Genomic DNA, 15,133 nt, shown 5'->3' on the forward strand with positions numbered 1-15,133 from the left:
CCATGAACGGGTTGGGATTTGGTCTCGTCGTGGCCTTGGCGGCTTCGATCAGCGCCGGTGTCATCCTGGCGCTGCTGCCGCTGCTGCATCGCTACGCCTTGGCGCATCCGAACGCGCGCTCCTCGCATCGCCGGGCCACCCCGCAAGGCGCAGGTCTTGCGGTGATCGTTGCAACGCTGCTGGTGGCCGCGATCGCGGTGGCCGCGGGGCTGCGCGACGCGCCGTTCGAGCCGTCGTCGGTCTGGCTCGTGTTCGCCGCGACCACCTTCATCGCCATCGTCGGCGCGGTCGACGACATTCTCACCGTCGAAGTCGGCCCGCGATTGCTGATGCAGGCATTCGCGGTGGCGCTGATGATCGCGGCTCTACCGTCCGAACTTCGCGTGCTGCCGATGCTGCCCTGGTGGGTCGAGCGCGCGCTGCTGCTGTTGGCGTCGCTGTGGTTCGTCAATCTGACGAACTTCATGGACGGCATCGACTGGATGACCATCGCCGAATTCGTGCCGATGGCGCTCGGCCTTGCGCTGATCGGGCTCCTCGGCGCGCTGCCGCTTCATGGTGTCGTGGTGGCGCTCGCGCTGTGCGGCGGGCTGATCGGTTTTGCGCCGTTCAACAAGCCGGTGGCGCGGATTTTTCTCGGCGATGTCGGCAGCCTGCCGATTGGCCTGATCTCCGCCTGGCTTCTGCTGCTCGCCGCCGGCCACGGCCATCTCGCGGCAGCCCTGGTGATGCCGCTCTATTATCTGGCTGACGCGACGCTGACGCTGTTCCGGCGCGCCATGCGCGGTGAAAAGGTCTGGCAGGCGCATCGCACGCATTTCTACCAGCGCGCCACCGACCATGGCTGGAGCGTGCCGGATATCGTGGCCCATGTGTTCGGCATCAACGCGCTGCTGGTGGTGCTCGCAACCATCAGTGTGCTGTGGCCGGGCAAACTCGGCGCGTCGATTGCGATCGTCGGCGGCGCAGCCGCGGTCGCCTGGCTGCTGTATCGCTTCTCCAGCCCGAGATCGAAACAGCCATGACGCGCATCCTCGTCACCGGCGCTTCGGGTTTCGTCGGCCGTGCGCTGGTCGAGGGTCTTGCGAACGCGGGTCACACCGTGCGCGCGGCCATGCGCCAGCCCGCCGATGTGTTTCCGCGCTCGGTCGAGGTCGTCGCGGTGTCCGACCTGACGCGGCCGGTCGAATGGCGCGCCCTGCTCAATCGCATGGAGACCGTGGTGCATCTCGCCGGCATTGCGCATGCCGGCCCGGGCATCGCCGAGGAGGCCTATGACCGCGTCAATCGTCTCGCCACCGCCGAGCTTGCGGCGGCCGCCAAGGCTGCCGGCATCCATCATCTGGTGTTCGTCTCGTCGATCCGGGCGCAGAGCGGACCGTCGGCCACCGGCGCTCTTCACGAAAACGATGCGCCGCGACCGACCGACGCCTATGGCCGCTCCAAGCTCGCCGCCGAGGATGCGGTCCGCGCCGCGGGCGTGCCGCACACCATCCTGCGGCCGGTGTTGATCTACGGCCACGGCGTAAAGGGCAATCTCGCCCGTCTGATCGATATCGCGCGTACGCCCTGGCCGCTGCCCTTCGGGCTCTGCCACAACCGCCGTTCGCTCCTGGCGCGGCAAAACCTCATCGAGGCGATCCACATTGCCTTGCAGACCGACGCCGCCAAAAACCAGACCTATATCGTCGCCGACCCCACGCCGCTGTCGCTCGCCGAGATCGTCGGGGCGTTGCGCGCAGGCATCGGCCGCTCGCCGTTTCTGATGCCGGTGCCGCCCGCGCTGATCGGCCTTGCGGCCGGCGCCATGGGCCGCAACGAAGAATGGCAGCGCGTCGGCGGCGGTCTGATTGCCGATCCGTCAAAGCTCATCGCCGCCGGCTGGACACCCAGCGTCGAGACCAAGGCCGGTTTGGCCGCGATGGCGCATGTGTCTTGATCGGATAGAGGCGGCCCACGACCCCGCTCGTTGCATAAAAAAACGCCCCGGCAGCGATGCCGGGGCGTTGCATTTTTGTGTGACGAGCCAGCCGTCAGCTGGCGCGGTCGTATCGACGTCAGAACTTCATGTTCACGCCAACGCGGCCGATGTTGTTCTGGAAGTGCGCGGTCGACGTGGTGTTCACGATCGACTGGCTGCCGTTGATGCGCATCGCGCCGTTGTTGGTGTAGCTCAACTCGCCGAGGTCGACGTAGAGGTACTCGCCCTTGACCGACCAGCGATTGTCGATGGCCCACTCGGCGCCAGCGCCGGCGGCCCAGCCAACGCGCGTGTCCGACGCGGTGCCGAAGCTGTTCCGGGGGACGGGGCTACAAACGTTGAAGCATTGCTCCGTGATCGACGTGCTGCTGGACACGTTCCCGTAAGCCAATCCGCCGGTGCCGTAGACGAGCAGGTTCGGCATCGCGTTGAAGCCAAGCCGGCCGCGCAGCGTGCCAAACCAAGGCATCTCCTGCTTGGCGTTGACGGTCGCAGTTGCCGACATCGTCGGGCCGCTCGCCCGAGCGCTGCCTGTGACCTGGGCCGATCCGTTGATGTCCGACCACTGAATGTCGGTTTCGATGCCAGCCAGCCACCTCGGGGCAATGCGCCAGTTGTAGCCGACCTGGCCGCCGAAGATCGCACCCTTCGGATCAGTATCTGCGTTGGTCGGAATGGCGTTGGTCAGGGTTGAGCGCAGCTTCGGTCCGAAGTTGTTACCTCCGCCAGTGCCGCTGTTCGTCGCCGAGATGTCGATGCCTTGCGGGTCGCCCCAACCGCCGTTGACACCGGCATAGAACCCGATCCAACGATCGGCCTCGTACGGGGCCCTCGGAAACGCCTTGACCGGCAAATCAGCCGCCGATGCCGCGGTGCTCAAAACGACGCTAGAAAGTATGACACCCAATAATGCTTTCACGATTTTCCTCACTGCTAAGCCATGCCCCTTCGGAGGCCGTTCTAGCAGTTCTCCAAATCGCGATGGTTGCCATTATGCCACTATTCACATCGATATAGTGCCGATTGCAACCTTTTGATTGTTCTGAGAAATGGGGACTGGCCGCCACAATCCATGGACGCCGAGCGTCGAGACCGAGGCGGGCCTCGCCGCCAAGCCGCACGTGTCCTGATCAAAGCAGGCGCCTGGCGACCGCGTCGTAAAATATTCGGTTGCCCAGCGTCGAATAGTGCAGGTCCCGCGGAATGAACAGTTCCTCGTACCAATGGGTGCGGGCGTCTTTCTCGGCAAAGAAGGCATCGAACAGATTGATGAAAGCCTTGCAATTCGTCTCGCAGAACGTCTTCCAAATTCTGACCTGGCGGCTCTCGCGGTCGTCGTGGGCGAGCTGGAACGACCACGGATAGACAACAACGGTGAGCGAGATGCCTCGGGCGCGCAGCAGATCGGCCAGCGATTGCATGTTGGCCAGCGCACGGGAAATGCCGCCTTCGATCCCGAGCGGCGCATAGTAGTTGCCGCCGTCGAAATCCGGCTGCGTCCAAGCCGCACGCCGGTACTGCTGCGTCAGGAACCGCTTGGTCTGCGCCTCCGACTTGGTTGTCACCGCCGCGATCATCTCGTTCAGTTGCGTGGTGACGAGAAAATGGTCTTTGAGGCGCTTCTGATGGGCGACAGGGATGCCGCCTATGTCGGCAAGATTCGGAGGCGAAACCTGGGCGGGGCTTTCATCATGGCAAAAGCGGCGATACTGCGGGTGATCGTCGATGCAGAAATAGGTCGTCGCTTCATCGTGGATGTCTGAGATATCGATGAAGACGACCAACTCGTCGAACTGAAGCCCTGCTTCGATCAGAAATTTGGTTTTCCGGTAATAGACGACAGGCGAATAAGACAACACGCCGGCATTCAGGAATTCGATCGGATCGGATCGCATCCGGCCCGCGTGCTCCAACAGACCGGCAAAGCTTACGTCGAAAGCCGAACCAACGCCTTCGGTGAAGGAATCACCGATGAGCACGATGCGCTTCGAAGTTTCGCGGCTCGCCGTCACATCCCGAACCTGGCTGTCCCTGAAGCCGAGACTGTTGGTGATCAGCCTGCTGCGCAGATGCCCCCAGGTGTCGTAGCCGTCGAAGTTGGCCAGCAGGGTGTGATTGAAAACAGGATGACTGCCACGTCCGAGCGGCTCGTGCTGAAAGGTCAGTTCGGAATAGGCAAAATCGAACAGGAAATACAGCGCTGCCCCATAGACGAACATCAAACCGAGCGTCAGGTATGTTCGTCTTGAGCTGTGCCAGAACTTCATCGTCGCTGACCGCGCGCGGGTTCGCTTCAGGCGTTCAGCGCGCCCTTCACCCGCTCCGGTGAGAACGGCAGCTCGCGCAGCCGCACGCCGGTGAGCCGCGCGATCGCATTGCCGACCGCGCCCGCCACCAGCGGCTGGCCGTCCTCGCCGCCGCCGGTCGGCGGATTGTCGGTGGATATGACCCGGACTTCGATATTCGGAACATCCGACATTCGCGGGACTTCGTAGTCGGTGAAGTTCGTCTCCTGCACCCGGCCGTTTCTGATCGTGATCTTCTCGCGCAGCAGATGGCCCAGCCCGAACACGATCGAGCCCTCGGTCTGATAGGCGAGGTTCGCCGGCTGCACAGCGAGCCCGGCATCGATGGCAGCCCAGATGTTGTGCACCTTGATCTTGCCGCTCTGCCGGTCGAGCGAAACCTCGGCAACGCCGACTGCGACGGTTTCATCCTTCTCCATCATGGCGAGGCCCAGAGCGGTGCCGTTGCGCCGCCGAGTCCAGTCCGACATCTCGGCAACCGTGCGCAGCAAGGCCTGCGCGCGCGGTGCGCCCTCCGTCAGCGCAAGCCGGAATTCCAGCGGGTCTTTGCGCTGCGATGTGGCGATCTCGTCCAGGAAGCTCTCGATCGCGAACGCGTTGCAACCGACGCCCACGCCGCGCAGCGAGTGAATGCGCGCGCCGCGCGCCTCGACCACATGTTCGGCAAGCTTGTTCGGGATCGGGTAGTGCGGGATCGGCGAACCCTTCATCACGATGAGATCGTTCTTCGGCGGTTTGCCGCCGGTGAGCGCGGCGCGGAAGCCCGACACCGACTCGGCGACGATCCGGTGATGCCAGGCGATCAGCTTGCCGTCGGCGTCGAAGCCCGCCTCCATGTAGTGAGCGCTCATCGGCCGGAACCGGCCCATCGCAATGTCGTCCTCGCGGCTCCAGATCAGCTTCACCGGCTTGCCGACCGATTTCGAAATCAAAGCCGCCTCGACGATGGCGTCCTGGGGGCCGCCACGGCGGCCATAACCACCGCCGACCGTATGCTGATGGAACGTGATGTTCGCGCGTGGAATCTGGAGCGCCGCAGCGACTTCATTCAGCAGCAGCGACGGCGACTGGGTGCCGGCCCAGACTTCCGCGGCCTTGCCGTCGGGACTGACCGACACCGTGGCATTCATCGGCTCCATCTGGCCGTGATAGACATAGCGGGTGCGGTACACCTCGCTGTGGAAGACCGTCGATGCGTTCTGCATCGCCATCTTGGCATCGCCAGCCGGCCGCCACGGCGTCCCCTCGCGGTTCTTGTCCCGGGCGATCGCGATGTAGTCGTCAAGACCGCGCTCGCTGTCGAGCCGTCCGGCAGGCGCTGCAGTCCAGGTGGCTTTCAGCCTGTTCTTCGCCGCCTGCGTGGCCTCGACGCTGTTGCCGATCACGGCAACGCCGCCCGGTATCTTCACGATGTCGCTGACACCCGGAATCGCGCGCGCAGCCGTGTCTTCGATCGTGTCCGGTTCGCCGCCCTGGTAGGGCGAATGCAGCACCGCCGCATAGACCATCCCGGGCACCTGCACATCGATGCCGTACTTGGCCGAGCCGGTGGTTTTGGCGGCCACGTCGCGCCGCGGCAGATCCTTGCCGATATAGCGGAACGCCGCAGGTTGCTTCAGATCGCTTTCGGCGATCTTCGGCAATTCGGCCGGCGCCTTGGCAAAAGCCGCGATCTCGCCATAGCTCAGCCGCCGCTTCGAGCGTTCGTGAAGCACCGCACTCGGCTCGGTCGAAAGCTCGGCCACCGGCACGCCCCACTTGTCGGCGGCCGCGTCGAGCAGCACGCGGCGCGCCTGGGCGCCAGCAAGCCGCATCGCCTTGAAGTAGCCGCGCGTTGCCAGACTCGATGTGGTGTTGAAGTTGTGGCCCCAGCCAGGGTTGCCATGCGTGGCATCGTTCCAGTCAGGCGGCGTGATCAGGTTCACTTTCGACCAGTCGGCATCGAGCTCATCGGCCAGCACCGCTGGAAGCGTTGTCGAGGTGCCCTGGCCGAGCTCGGAGGCCGGCGAGACAATGGTGATGATGCCGTCGGGCGCGATGGTGAGCCAGACATTCGGGGCAAACGGCACGTCCGCCCACGCCTGCGAGCCAAGCTTCAGCGGATCGGCAGCGAGCGTGAGCGTCAGCGCGAGACCGGCCGCGCCGGTGCCGAGAAAGTCACGGCGGTTGATCTGCCTGTTCATGGTCAGGCCTCCCGCGCGGCGCGCTCGATGGCGCGGATGATGCGGAGATAAGTGCCGCAGCGGCAGATGTTGCCGTCCATGTGCTCGACGATCTGCTGCCGTGTCGGCGTCTTGTTTTGGGCGAGCAGTGCGGCCGCCTGCATGATCTGGCCGGACTGGCAGTAGCCGCATTGCGGCACCTGCTCGGCGACCCAGGCCTTCTGTAGCGGATGCTTGCCGTCTGCAGACAGGCCTTCGATGGTGGTGACCGACCGGCCCTCAATCATCGAAAGCGTGGTGATGCAGGAGCGCACCGGCATGCCGTCGACATGAACCGTGCAAGCGCCGCAGCTCGCGACGCCACAGCCGAACTTGGTGCCCGTCAGTTGCAGATGCTCACGCAGCGCCCACAGCAGTGGCGTCTCGGCAGCAAGGGAGAGCTCCGTGCGCGCGCCGTTCAACGTAAAGGAAGCCATGAGTCCTCCCCCAAGTCTTGTTCGACCAGTCCATCGGCCTTCAGGGTCTTCGCGCCCGGCAGTTCGAAGGCTAGCACCTCAGATCGCGGGCGGCGACGGCGGAAGCGACCTTTCGCGATGGGAGTTTTCGTTACCAAGCGGCGCGGGCAGCGCCGCTAACGGCCATCGCCGTTGTCGAGCGCCGACATCCCTCGCTCGGCGCGGACGCGATCGCTTGCGATCACCTGCGCGAGCAAGCGCTCGTTTTCCGTCAGCCGCGTGCGGTCGGAGGCTGGATGCCAGAGATGCAGAACCCCTGTAGCATGACGCCCGTCATTTCGCCGGATGCCGGCGTTCAGGAGCCGGATCACCAGATCGGAATCCTCTTTGCCCCAGCCGCTGAAGGTCGCGTCGAAGCCGTCGACGCGATCCAGATCGGCGCGCCAGATCGCGAGATTGCAGGAACGTGCCCCCTGCCAACGCCGGGCAGTCAGCCGCCGCAATGGCCCGAGCGGCAGCCTGAGCACCGGCGCAAGCCGATTGAGGCCGCCCGAGAAACGCTGGCCGATCCAGTCCCCGGTGCTCCACAGCTCCGGCTCCAGTCTCTCGGCCAGAATTTTCGCAGTCAGCCGCTCCGTCAACAGCGCGCGATTGCCAGTGACGAACCAGCCGGGCTCCGCCAGCGCCCTGTGCTGTGCGACGAAATCCGGCCGCGGGATGCAGTCGCCGTCGAGGAAGATGCAGTAGCTCCCGGCGCTCGCCCGGATGCCGCGGTTGCGAATTTCACCGGCGCGAAAATCTCGATGCTCATGCCAGACGTGCGTGAGCGGCACACCGAGCCGGTCTTTCCAGGTGCGGAGCAGCGCCGCCGTCTCCGGTCCCGAGCCGTCGTCAGCGACGACCATCTCGAAATTCCGGTCTGTCTGTCGCGACAGCGACCGTAACACCGCATCGAGTGCATCGGCGCGGTCATAGGTCGTGACGATGATGGAAATCAGTCCAGCCACGCTCGCTCCGGTGCGACTCTTGCCCCCAAGAGCGCGCCCATATGGCCCCGCCGGCGCGCGCGGCGCAATGGCCAAACGCGCGTGGCACGGCTACAACAACGGCAAACTACACCATGCCGATGCCGAAAATCACCGCCTATATTATTTGCTACAACGAGGCCGCCAAGATCGAGGCTGCCGTGTCGAGCGTGCTATGGGCCGACGAGGTTCTGGTCGCCGATTCCAATTCAACCGACAACACGGTTGCGCTTGCGGAGGCGCTTGGCGCCCGCGTGGTGCAGGTTCCCTTTCACGGCTTCGGAGATCTGCGCAACCGTACGCTCGAACATTGCACGAACGAGTGGATATTTAGTCTCGATTCAGACGAACGCTGCACCCCCGAGGCACGGGATGAAATCCTGGCACTCGTGTCGGGGGAACCCTCACACGACGCTTATCTGGTGCCGCGGCGCTCCTACATGATGGGACGCTGGATCACAGGGTCCGGCTGGTATCCGAACTACCGGCAGCCGCAACTTTTCCGGAAAAGCGCGATGCGCTACACGCTCGATCCGGTCCACGAAGGCTATGAGCTCAAAACGGCGAAGCCCGTCGGCCATCTCACGAACGCCATCCATCAATTCCCGTTCCGCAATCTGGACGAGGTCATCCGCAAGATGAACCGCTACTCCACGCTGGGAGCGGCGAAGCTGACGAAGAAGCGCGTCAGCATGGCGAGCGCGCTCGGCCACGGGCTGTGGGCCTTCATCAAACACTACATCTTCAAGCGCGGCTTCAAGGACGGCTGGGCGGGCTTCGTCATCGCTCTCGGCAACTTCGAAGGCACGTTCTACCGCTACGCCAAGCGCTACGAGGAAACCCAGAACTGGCAGCCGCCGCCGAGCGAGAAGCTGACAAGGCCGCCGCAGTAGCTAAGGACAGTCCGACACCCGCTCTGCATAGAGCGTGGTCACCGAGTCGCTCGTCGGCATACCGCTCATCGATGCCGTGTTGCGCACGATGCCGGCATATTGGGTCCCCTCGCGGAACGTATAATCGCCGGTGATCTCCATGTTGAGCTGGCCCGTGCAGACCAGCCGCCACTTCAGCCGATTGCCGTCGAGACTCGATTCCAGCTCGCCGCATTCCGAATTGATCGTCATCGGCGCGGGTGAGAATGTCTTGACGAGATCGCGGGCCTGCTCGGCAGTGAAGCACTTCGACGATTGCTGCGGCGGGCTCATCGCACCGTTGGCCTCCATGCGGCTGATGATCTTCCACAGCCCCGGCTGGATGCCGTCGGCAAACGCGTGCGACGCCCAACATACGATGGCAGCGGTCGCCAGCAGACGGCACAGGAGCGACATTCGACCCACCCGTTATCGACCCACCCGTTATCGCCCCGCCCACATGTTCCCATAGAGCAAACGCATCTGACGCCACCAGTTGCGCAGCATGCGGAACGGCAGCGCAAGATAATATTTGCGCAGGATCTCGAAACGGTCGCCGATGGCCGGTTGTGCGTTCGCTTCCGACGACACGTACCAGCCGTTGTTGCCGAGCCGGCGGATGAGCCGGTAGCCGCGCGCCTTCAGAAACCGATGCGTCTGCAGGGTGCCGACATGATCCTCGATCAGGATCAGAAGCGGCTGCCAGCGCTGGAAGTTGAAGCCGCTCAAGACCTCGAGCTCGTGACCTTCCACGTCGATCGAAAGCAGATCGATCGGCGCCGGCGCCTGCGCCTCGCCCAGTATGGTGTCGAGCGTCTTGGTCTGCACCGCGATGACGTGGTCCGTCTTCGCGCCCGGCGCCATGCGCTCGCGGTTGAGCCCCGAGCGGGCGCCGTCGACATGCAGCGACATCACCTGCCCGGCGTTCTCCGGCGAGGTGCAGGCCACCGGAAACACGATCGCGCTCTTGCGCTCGGTCACCAGGAATGCCGCGAGATCGGGCTGCGGTTCGACCAGCACGCCGGTCCAGCCGATCTGCTCCAGATGCCAGGTCTGCGAGCCTTCGGTCGGATGGTTGGCGCCCACCTCGACGTAGAATCCGCTGTCGTCGCCGCCGAAGAAATCGCGGACCAGTCTCTCTTCCTGCTCTTGCGACGGATGAACGGCCACGTCAGGTCTCGGTCCTTTGACGGCTCAGCGCCGCTTCTGCGCGCGCGATTTCTCGACGATGCGCGTGGTGCTGTAACCCTGCACCAGGTCGACAAGAACGACCTTGCCGCCGAGCTTCTCGACGAGTTCGCGCCCGACCACCTGATCGGGCTTGTAGTCGCCGCCCTTGACCAGCACGGTGGGCTTCACCCGCTTGATCAATTCGAGCGGCGTGTCTTCGGTGAAGATGATCACAAGATCGACAGCTTCGAGACCCGCCAGCACTTCGGCGCGGGCGCGCTCGGACTGGATCGGCCGCTTCGGGCCTTTCAGCCGCTTCACCGAGGCATCGCTGTTCAGTCCGACGACAAGCCGGTCGCAGGCGGCACGCGACTGCGCCAGCACCTTGATGTGACCGGGATGAAGGAGATCGAACACGCCGTTGGTGAAGCCGATGCGCAGGTCCTCGGCGCGCCATTCGGCCAGGTGCACGTCGATGTCGTCCCAGTCCTCGACGATCTTCTCTTCGGAAGCGAGCGTCGCCGACGGCAGGATGCGCGCACGCAATTCGGCAGGCCCGACGGTCGCGGTGCCGCTTTTCCCAACCACCACCGACGCCGCGGCGTTGGCGGCGCGCACCGCGGATTCGAAATCCGCACCCGCGCTCAGCATCACGGCGAGCACAGCCGCGACCGTGTCGCCCGCGCCCGAGACATCCTTCACGCGCACCGAGTAGGCCGGCACATGAACCGGATCCTGGCCGCGCACGCAAAGCAGCATGCCTTCCTCGCTCAACGTCACCAGAACGGCCTTGCTGCCGACCTGCTTCATCAGCGCCTTGGCGGCGGCCGCGGCCTCCTCCAGTGAGCCGACCGGCAGATGCGCGGCCTCGGCGAGTTCCTTCCGGTTCGGCGTGATGATCGTCGCACCGCGATAGATCGAATAGTCGATGCCCTTGGGATCGACCACCACCGCTTTGCCGAGCTTGTTCGCCTCGTCGATCACGGCGCGGATGAGCTTCGGCGTCAGCACGCCTTTGGCGTAATCGGACAACACCACGGCGCCGGCGCGCGGCAACAGCGCCAGCGCATGCTTGATCAGCGCGGCTTCGGTCTTGGCTTCGACCGGTGTCGTCACCTCCCAGTCGGCGCGCAGCAGGTGTGTCGAGAAATGCTCCGACACGAACCGCAGCTTGCGCGTGGTCGGCCGCATCTTATCGACCACGAGCTTGGCCGAGATGCCGGTGCCCTTGCTGGTCAACGCCTGCTGCAGATCCTGGCCCTGCATGTCGTCGCCTACGACCGCGACGAACAGCGCATCGGAACCGAGGCTCGCGATGTTGCGCGCCACGTTGCCGGCGCCGCCGACCACGATCTCCTCATGGCCGACGCGGATGACAGGCGTCGGCGCCTCCGGTGAGATACGCGTGACATCACCGTAGACGAACGCATCGAGCATCAGGTCGCCGATGCACAGCACCGACTGCTGGCTGATCTCGGCGAAGCGTTTTTCGAAGTTGAACATCGTGTGGCGATTCAGCGTGTTGTTACAGGCCCAAGCAACTCGGGCGATCTATCCCCGTCATCCTGAGGTGCGAGCGCAACGAGCCTCGAAGGATACGGCCCGGGATTTCGGGGCCGCATCCTTCGAGGCCCGCCTTCGGCGGGCACCTCAGGATGACGGATCGAGAGAGTGCTTGCTTCGACATCTATCAGCGGTCTCCGCCTTCTATCGATAACAATCGGCGGTGTTGAGGAACTGCGTCACGTAGCGCGTGACACCGTCTTCGAGCGAGGTGAAGCCTGCGTTGTATCCGGCGCGGCGCAGACGGTCGACCTTGGCCTCGGTGAAATACTGATATTGGCCACGGATCTTTTCCGGCATATCGACATATTCGATCTTGGGCTCGAGCTTCAGCGCGTGGAACACCGCAGTCACGAGGTCGCGGAAACTCCGCGCCTTGCCGGTGCCGACGTTGAAGATGCCCGACACCTGCGGCGCTTCCATCAGCCAGCGCACCACCGCCACCACATCGTCCACGTAAATAAAGTCGCGGCGCTGATCGCCGTCGGCGATACCCGCGCGATGCGACTTGAACAGCCGCACGGTGCGCCCGGCTTTCGCGTCGTCGAAGCGCTTGGCGACGAGGCTCATCATCTCGCCCTTATGGTACTCGTTCGGGCCGAACACGTTGAAGAACTTCAGCCCCGCCCATTGCGGCGGCAGCTTCTCTTTCCTGGTGACGCGCTCGACCAGCGCCTGATCGAACAGGTGCTTGCTCCAGCCGTAGAGGTTCATCGGCCGAAGCTGCTGCAATGCCGTCGGGCTCCAGTCGTCGTCGAAGCCGGCAGCGCCTTCGCCGTAGGTCGCGGCCGAAGAGGCGTAGATGAACGGCACCCGCGCCGCCGTGCACCAGTCGAGCAATCTCAACGAAGTGCGAAAGTTGGTCTCAATGACTAGGTCGGCGTCGGTCGCCGTGGTGTCGGAGATCGCGCCCATGTGGATCACGGCATCAAGCTTGCGGCCGTCGAGCCAGCGCATCAGGTCCGAAGGAGCGACCACGTCGGCCAGCCGGCGTTTGGCCAGGTTCCGCCATTTCTGGTCGGCGCCGAGGATGTCGTTGACCACGACATCGGCGCGTCCGGCCTCGTTCAAGGCCGCGACCACATTCGAGCCGATGAACCCGGCTCCGCCTGTGACCAGAAGCATCCGCGACCCTGTTGCCGTTTGGTGCCCGTGTGTGGGGTCTTCATTTGCCCCAGACCGGGTGGCCATGCAACTTGGCTCCCCGGCCTGTATTCAGGCTAGGTTTCTGGCGGATAAGCCGAAAAGGCCGTTTGCCGGATGCTTTCCAGGCTGGACAGCGCCCCGACCGCCGGGTTACCGCCTCCCCGTGGACCCACAGGAAATGACCAGTAAAGCCAGCGCAGCCGCGACGGAGACACCTATTCTGCTGGTCCCCTACATGTGGATCGGCGATTTCGTCCGCTGCCACTCGGTGGTCCGGCTCTTGAAGGCTCGGTTTCCCCAGCGCCCGGTGGACGTGCTCACCACCACGCTCTGCGCCCCGCTGCTGGACTACATGCCGGGCGTCCGCAAGGGCGTGGTGTGGGACCTGCCGCGGAAGCGCCTGGCGATCCCGGAGCACAAGGCCCTGGCCCGGCGCCTCGCGCTCGAGGGCTACGGCAGCGCGCTGGTGATGCCACGGACCTGGAAGTCGGCGCTGGCGCCGTTCCTGGCCGGCATCCCGGAGCGCACCGGCTTTGCCGGCGAGGTCCGCTTCGGCCTCCTCAACGACGTCCGGTTTGGCGAGAAAAAGCTGCCGCGCATGATCGACCGTTGCGGCGCGCTGGCGCTGCCCAAGGGCGCGCCGATCCCGGTGGAATGGCCCAAGCCCGACCTCCGGGTGCCCCCGTCGGAAGCGGCGGAATGGCGGACCCGGCGCGGGCTGACCAATGACGGCCGGCCGGCGGTGGCCTTTGCGCCCGGCGCGGTCGGGCCGAGCAAGCGCTGGCCCGTGTCGTATTTCGCCGAATTGGCCAAGACGCTCGTCGCCGAAGGCTTCTCGATCTGGGTGCTGGGCAGCCCCGCCGAGACGCCGCTTGCGAAAGAGATCGTCGAGGCTGCCGGCCCGCACGCCCGCGACCTCACCTCGACCGACCTGCGCAACGCCATCCTGGCCATGAAGGTGGCCGACGCCTGCGTCTCCAACGACTCCGGCCTGGTCCATGTCGCAGCCGCGATCGGCACACCGACCGTGGGCATCTTCGGGCCGACCAGCCCCTGGCACTGGGCACCACTCAATCCGCTCGCCGCCATTATCGAGACCAAAACCGAGGTGGACTGCAGGCCCTGTCACAAGCCGACCTGCCGGATGGAGCACCACCGCTGCATGCGCGACATCCCGTCGACCCAGGTGCTCGCCGCCGTGCACCGGGCGTTGGGCCGGCTGCCGGTGCCCGCTTAAGCTTGCACCTCCCCGCCCTGCCCGGTACCAGAAACCCGATGGCCGATCCCCGCACCGACGAATTGCACGCCTTCTTCCGCCGCTCGCAGCAGGCGGTCGAGAAGGCCATGGCGGATACGGCTTTCATGGGCGCAATCACGAGCGCGTCGCAAAAGATCGCGGCATCCCTGAAGGCCGGCGGCAAGGTGCTGTTCGCCGGCAATGGCGGCAGCGCCGCGGACGCGCAGCACATCGCCGCCGAATTCGTCGGCCGCTTCATCAACGACCGCGCGCCGCTCGCAGCGATCGCGCTCACCACCGACACCTCGGCGCTGACCGCGATCGGCAACGACTACGGCTTCGACCAGGTGTTCGCGCGGCAGGTCGGCGCGCTGGGCCAGCCCGGCGACGTGCTGATCGGGATTTCAACGTCGGGCAAATCGCCGAACATTCTTTCTGCCCTGAAGGTCGCGCGCGAACGAAAGCTCGTCACCGTGGGCTTCACCCGAGGTGGCAAGACGCCGATGACCGCGCTGTGCGACATCGTGATCGGCGCGCCGTCGGAGGAGACCGCGCTCATCCAGCAGCTTCACATCACCGTGGGGCACGCGATCTGTCATCTGGTCGAGCGCGAGATGTTCGGCAAGACTCCGGGCTGACGCCATGAGCACCGCCGCCAAGCCGGTGCGCAAGCCCGCAGCCTTTCTCGACCGCGACGGCGTCATCAATTACGACGACGGCTATATCGGCACCATCGAGCGCTTCCGTTTCATGCCGGGCGCCGGTGCAGCCATCAAGCGGCTGAACGATGCGGGCTATTTCGTCTTCATCGCCTCGAACCAGTCCGGCGTGGCGCGCGGGCTGTTCACCGAGGACGATCTCCTCAAGCTGCACTTCTGGATGGAGGGCGAGCTCGCAAAGCTTGGCGCGCGCATCGACGACGCGCGCTACTGCCCGTTTCACCCGGAGAGCAAGTTCCCCGGCTATGCCTGGGACTCTGGGCTCCGCAAGCCGCGGCCCGGCATGCTGTTCGACCTCATCGCCAACTGGCCGGTCGACAGCCGCAACAGCTTTCTGATCGGCGACAAGGACACCGACATGGAAGCCGCGCAGAACGCCGGCATCGACGGCTATCTGTTCCCCGGCGGCGACCTCGATGCGTTTGTCGCCTCGGTGCTGAAGAAGCGCAGCGCCTGAA

Annotated in this window: 15 protein-coding genes; 6 read left to right on the top strand and 9 right to left on the bottom strand. The window is 64.9% G+C overall.

Annotated features, from left to right (window positions below):
• Window positions 1-2 precede the first annotated feature (2 nt).
• Window positions 3-1,025, top strand: a complete 1,023-nt coding sequence (locus RHPLAN_RS27355; protein ID WP_068024868.1) for an MraY family glycosyltransferase — start codon at window positions 3-5, stop codon at window positions 1,023-1,025.
• Window positions 1,022-1,939, top strand: coding sequence for an NAD-dependent epimerase/dehydratase family protein (locus tag RHPLAN_RS27360; protein WP_068024871.1), 918 nt, complete (start codon window positions 1,022-1,024; stop codon window positions 1,937-1,939). The genes RHPLAN_RS27355 and RHPLAN_RS27360 overlap by 4 nt, the downstream gene beginning before the upstream one ends.
• A gap of 118 nt (window positions 1,940-2,057) precedes the next feature.
• Here the strand turns inward: RHPLAN_RS27360 and RHPLAN_RS27365 are convergent, their stop codons facing one another.
• From RHPLAN_RS27365 to RHPLAN_RS27385, 5 genes are all read right to left on the bottom strand, one after another.
• Window positions 2,058-2,900 carry an outer membrane protein gene (locus tag RHPLAN_RS27365; protein WP_198164518.1) on the bottom strand — a complete coding sequence of 281 codons (843 nt, stop codon included), beginning with the start codon at window positions 2,898-2,900 and terminating at the stop codon, window positions 2,058-2,060.
• A 211-nt stretch (window positions 2,901-3,111) separates the two neighbouring features.
• Window positions 3,112-4,248, bottom strand: coding sequence for an SGNH/GDSL hydrolase family protein (locus tag RHPLAN_RS27370; RefSeq protein ID WP_157100517.1), 1,137 nt, complete (start codon window positions 4,246-4,248; stop codon window positions 3,112-3,114).
• Window positions 4,249-4,274: 26 nt separating this feature from the next.
• On the bottom strand, window positions 4,275-6,470 hold the full coding sequence (locus tag RHPLAN_RS27375; protein ID WP_068024882.1) for a xanthine dehydrogenase family protein molybdopterin-binding subunit: 2,196 nt from the start codon (window positions 6,468-6,470) through the stop codon (window positions 4,275-4,277).
• A gap of 2 nt (window positions 6,471-6,472) precedes the next feature.
• Window positions 6,473-6,925 carry a (2Fe-2S)-binding protein gene (locus RHPLAN_RS27380; protein WP_068024885.1) on the bottom strand — a complete coding sequence of 151 codons (453 nt, stop codon included), beginning with the start codon at window positions 6,923-6,925 and terminating at the stop codon, window positions 6,473-6,475.
• A 155-nt stretch (window positions 6,926-7,080) separates the two neighbouring features.
• Window positions 7,081-7,911, bottom strand: coding sequence for a glycosyltransferase family 2 protein (locus tag RHPLAN_RS27385; protein WP_068024887.1), 831 nt, complete (start codon window positions 7,909-7,911; stop codon window positions 7,081-7,083).
• A 113-nt stretch (window positions 7,912-8,024) separates the two neighbouring features.
• Between RHPLAN_RS27385 and RHPLAN_RS27390 the strand changes: the two genes are divergently transcribed.
• Window positions 8,025-8,822 carry a glycosyltransferase family 2 protein gene (locus RHPLAN_RS27390; RefSeq protein ID WP_198164519.1) on the top strand — a complete coding sequence of 266 codons (798 nt, stop codon included), beginning with the start codon at window positions 8,025-8,027 and terminating at the stop codon, window positions 8,820-8,822.
• On the opposite strand, the gene RHPLAN_RS27395 is transcribed toward RHPLAN_RS27390, so the two are convergent.
• The 4 genes from RHPLAN_RS27395 to rfaD form a co-directional block, all read right to left on the bottom strand.
• Entirely contained in the window at window positions 8,823-9,257 is a 435-nt protein-coding gene (locus RHPLAN_RS27395) for a DUF3617 domain-containing protein (protein ID WP_068024893.1), read from the bottom strand.
• Window positions 9,258-9,284: 27 nt separating this feature from the next.
• Window positions 9,285-10,010 (bottom strand): FkbM family methyltransferase, encoded by a 726-nt coding sequence (locus RHPLAN_RS27400; protein WP_068024896.1) that lies wholly within the window; start codon window positions 10,008-10,010, stop codon window positions 9,285-9,287.
• 24 nt (window positions 10,011-10,034) lie between these two features.
• Window positions 10,035-11,513: a D-glycero-beta-D-manno-heptose-7-phosphate kinase gene (gene rfaE1 / locus RHPLAN_RS27405; protein ID WP_068024899.1), complete on the bottom strand. Its 1,479-nt coding sequence runs from the start codon at window positions 11,511-11,513 to the stop codon at window positions 10,035-10,037.
• 204 nt (window positions 11,514-11,717) lie between these two features.
• A complete protein-coding gene (gene rfaD / locus RHPLAN_RS27410; RefSeq protein WP_068024901.1) occupies window positions 11,718-12,698 on the bottom strand; it encodes an ADP-glyceromanno-heptose 6-epimerase in 981 nt (326 codons plus the stop codon).
• Window positions 12,699-12,897: 199 nt separating this feature from the next.
• Between rfaD and waaF the strand changes: the two genes are divergently transcribed.
• The 3 genes from waaF to RHPLAN_RS27425 are packed head-to-tail and all read left to right on the top strand — an operon-like array spanning window position 12,898 to window position 15,132.
• Complete coding sequence (waaF, locus tag RHPLAN_RS27415) at window positions 12,898-13,956, top strand: lipopolysaccharide heptosyltransferase II (RefSeq protein WP_068024905.1); 1,059 nt, start codon at window positions 12,898-12,900, stop codon at window positions 13,954-13,956.
• A 38-nt stretch (window positions 13,957-13,994) separates the two neighbouring features.
• On the top strand, window positions 13,995-14,594 hold the full coding sequence (locus RHPLAN_RS27420; protein WP_068024908.1) for a D-sedoheptulose 7-phosphate isomerase: 600 nt from the start codon (window positions 13,995-13,997) through the stop codon (window positions 14,592-14,594).
• Between the two features lie 4 nt (window positions 14,595-14,598).
• Entirely contained in the window at window positions 14,599-15,132 is a 534-nt protein-coding gene (locus tag RHPLAN_RS27425) for a D-glycero-alpha-D-manno-heptose-1,7-bisphosphate 7-phosphatase (RefSeq protein ID WP_068024912.1), read from the top strand.
• The last annotated feature ends 1 nt before the right edge of the window (window position 15,133 follow it).

The sequence above is a fragment of the Rhodoplanes sp. Z2-YC6860 genome (assembly GCF_001579845.1).
Taxonomy (GTDB): domain Bacteria; phylum Pseudomonadota; class Alphaproteobacteria; order Rhizobiales; family Xanthobacteraceae; genus Z2-YC6860.

Coding starts and splice junctions, on each gene's coding strand:
- rfaD (WP_068024901.1), bottom strand. CDS start 12,698: ATGCTTCTGGTCACAGGCGGAGCCGGGTTCATCGGCTCGAATGTGGTC.
- RHPLAN_RS27420 (WP_068024908.1), top strand. CDS start 13,995: ATGGCCGATCCCCGCACCGACGAATTGCACGCCTTCTTCCGCCGCTCG.
- RHPLAN_RS27390 (WP_198164519.1), top strand. CDS start 8,025: ATGCCGATGCCGAAAATCACCGCCTATATTATTTGCTACAACGAGGCC.
- RHPLAN_RS27425 (WP_068024912.1), top strand. CDS start 14,599: ATGAGCACCGCCGCCAAGCCGGTGCGCAAGCCCGCAGCCTTTCTCGAC.
- RHPLAN_RS27380 (WP_068024885.1), bottom strand. CDS start 6,925: ATGGCTTCCTTTACGTTGAACGGCGCGCGCACGGAGCTCTCCCTTGCT.
- rfaE1 (WP_068024899.1), bottom strand. CDS start 11,513: ATGTTCAACTTCGAAAAACGCTTCGCCGAGATCAGCCAGCAGTCGGTG.
- waaF (WP_068024905.1), top strand. CDS start 12,898: ATGACCAGTAAAGCCAGCGCAGCCGCGACGGAGACACCTATTCTGCTG.
- RHPLAN_RS27375 (WP_068024882.1), bottom strand. CDS start 6,470: ATGAACAGGCAGATCAACCGCCGTGACTTTCTCGGCACCGGCGCGGCC.
- RHPLAN_RS27370 (WP_157100517.1), bottom strand. CDS start 4,248: ATGAAGTTCTGGCACAGCTCAAGACGAACATACCTGACGCTCGGTTTG.
- RHPLAN_RS27355 (WP_068024868.1), top strand. CDS start 3: ATGAACGGGTTGGGATTTGGTCTCGTCGTGGCCTTGGCGGCTTCGATC.
- RHPLAN_RS27395 (WP_068024893.1), bottom strand. CDS start 9,257: ATGTCGCTCCTGTGCCGTCTGCTGGCGACCGCTGCCATCGTATGTTGG.
- RHPLAN_RS27360 (WP_068024871.1), top strand. CDS start 1,022: ATGACGCGCATCCTCGTCACCGGCGCTTCGGGTTTCGTCGGCCGTGCG.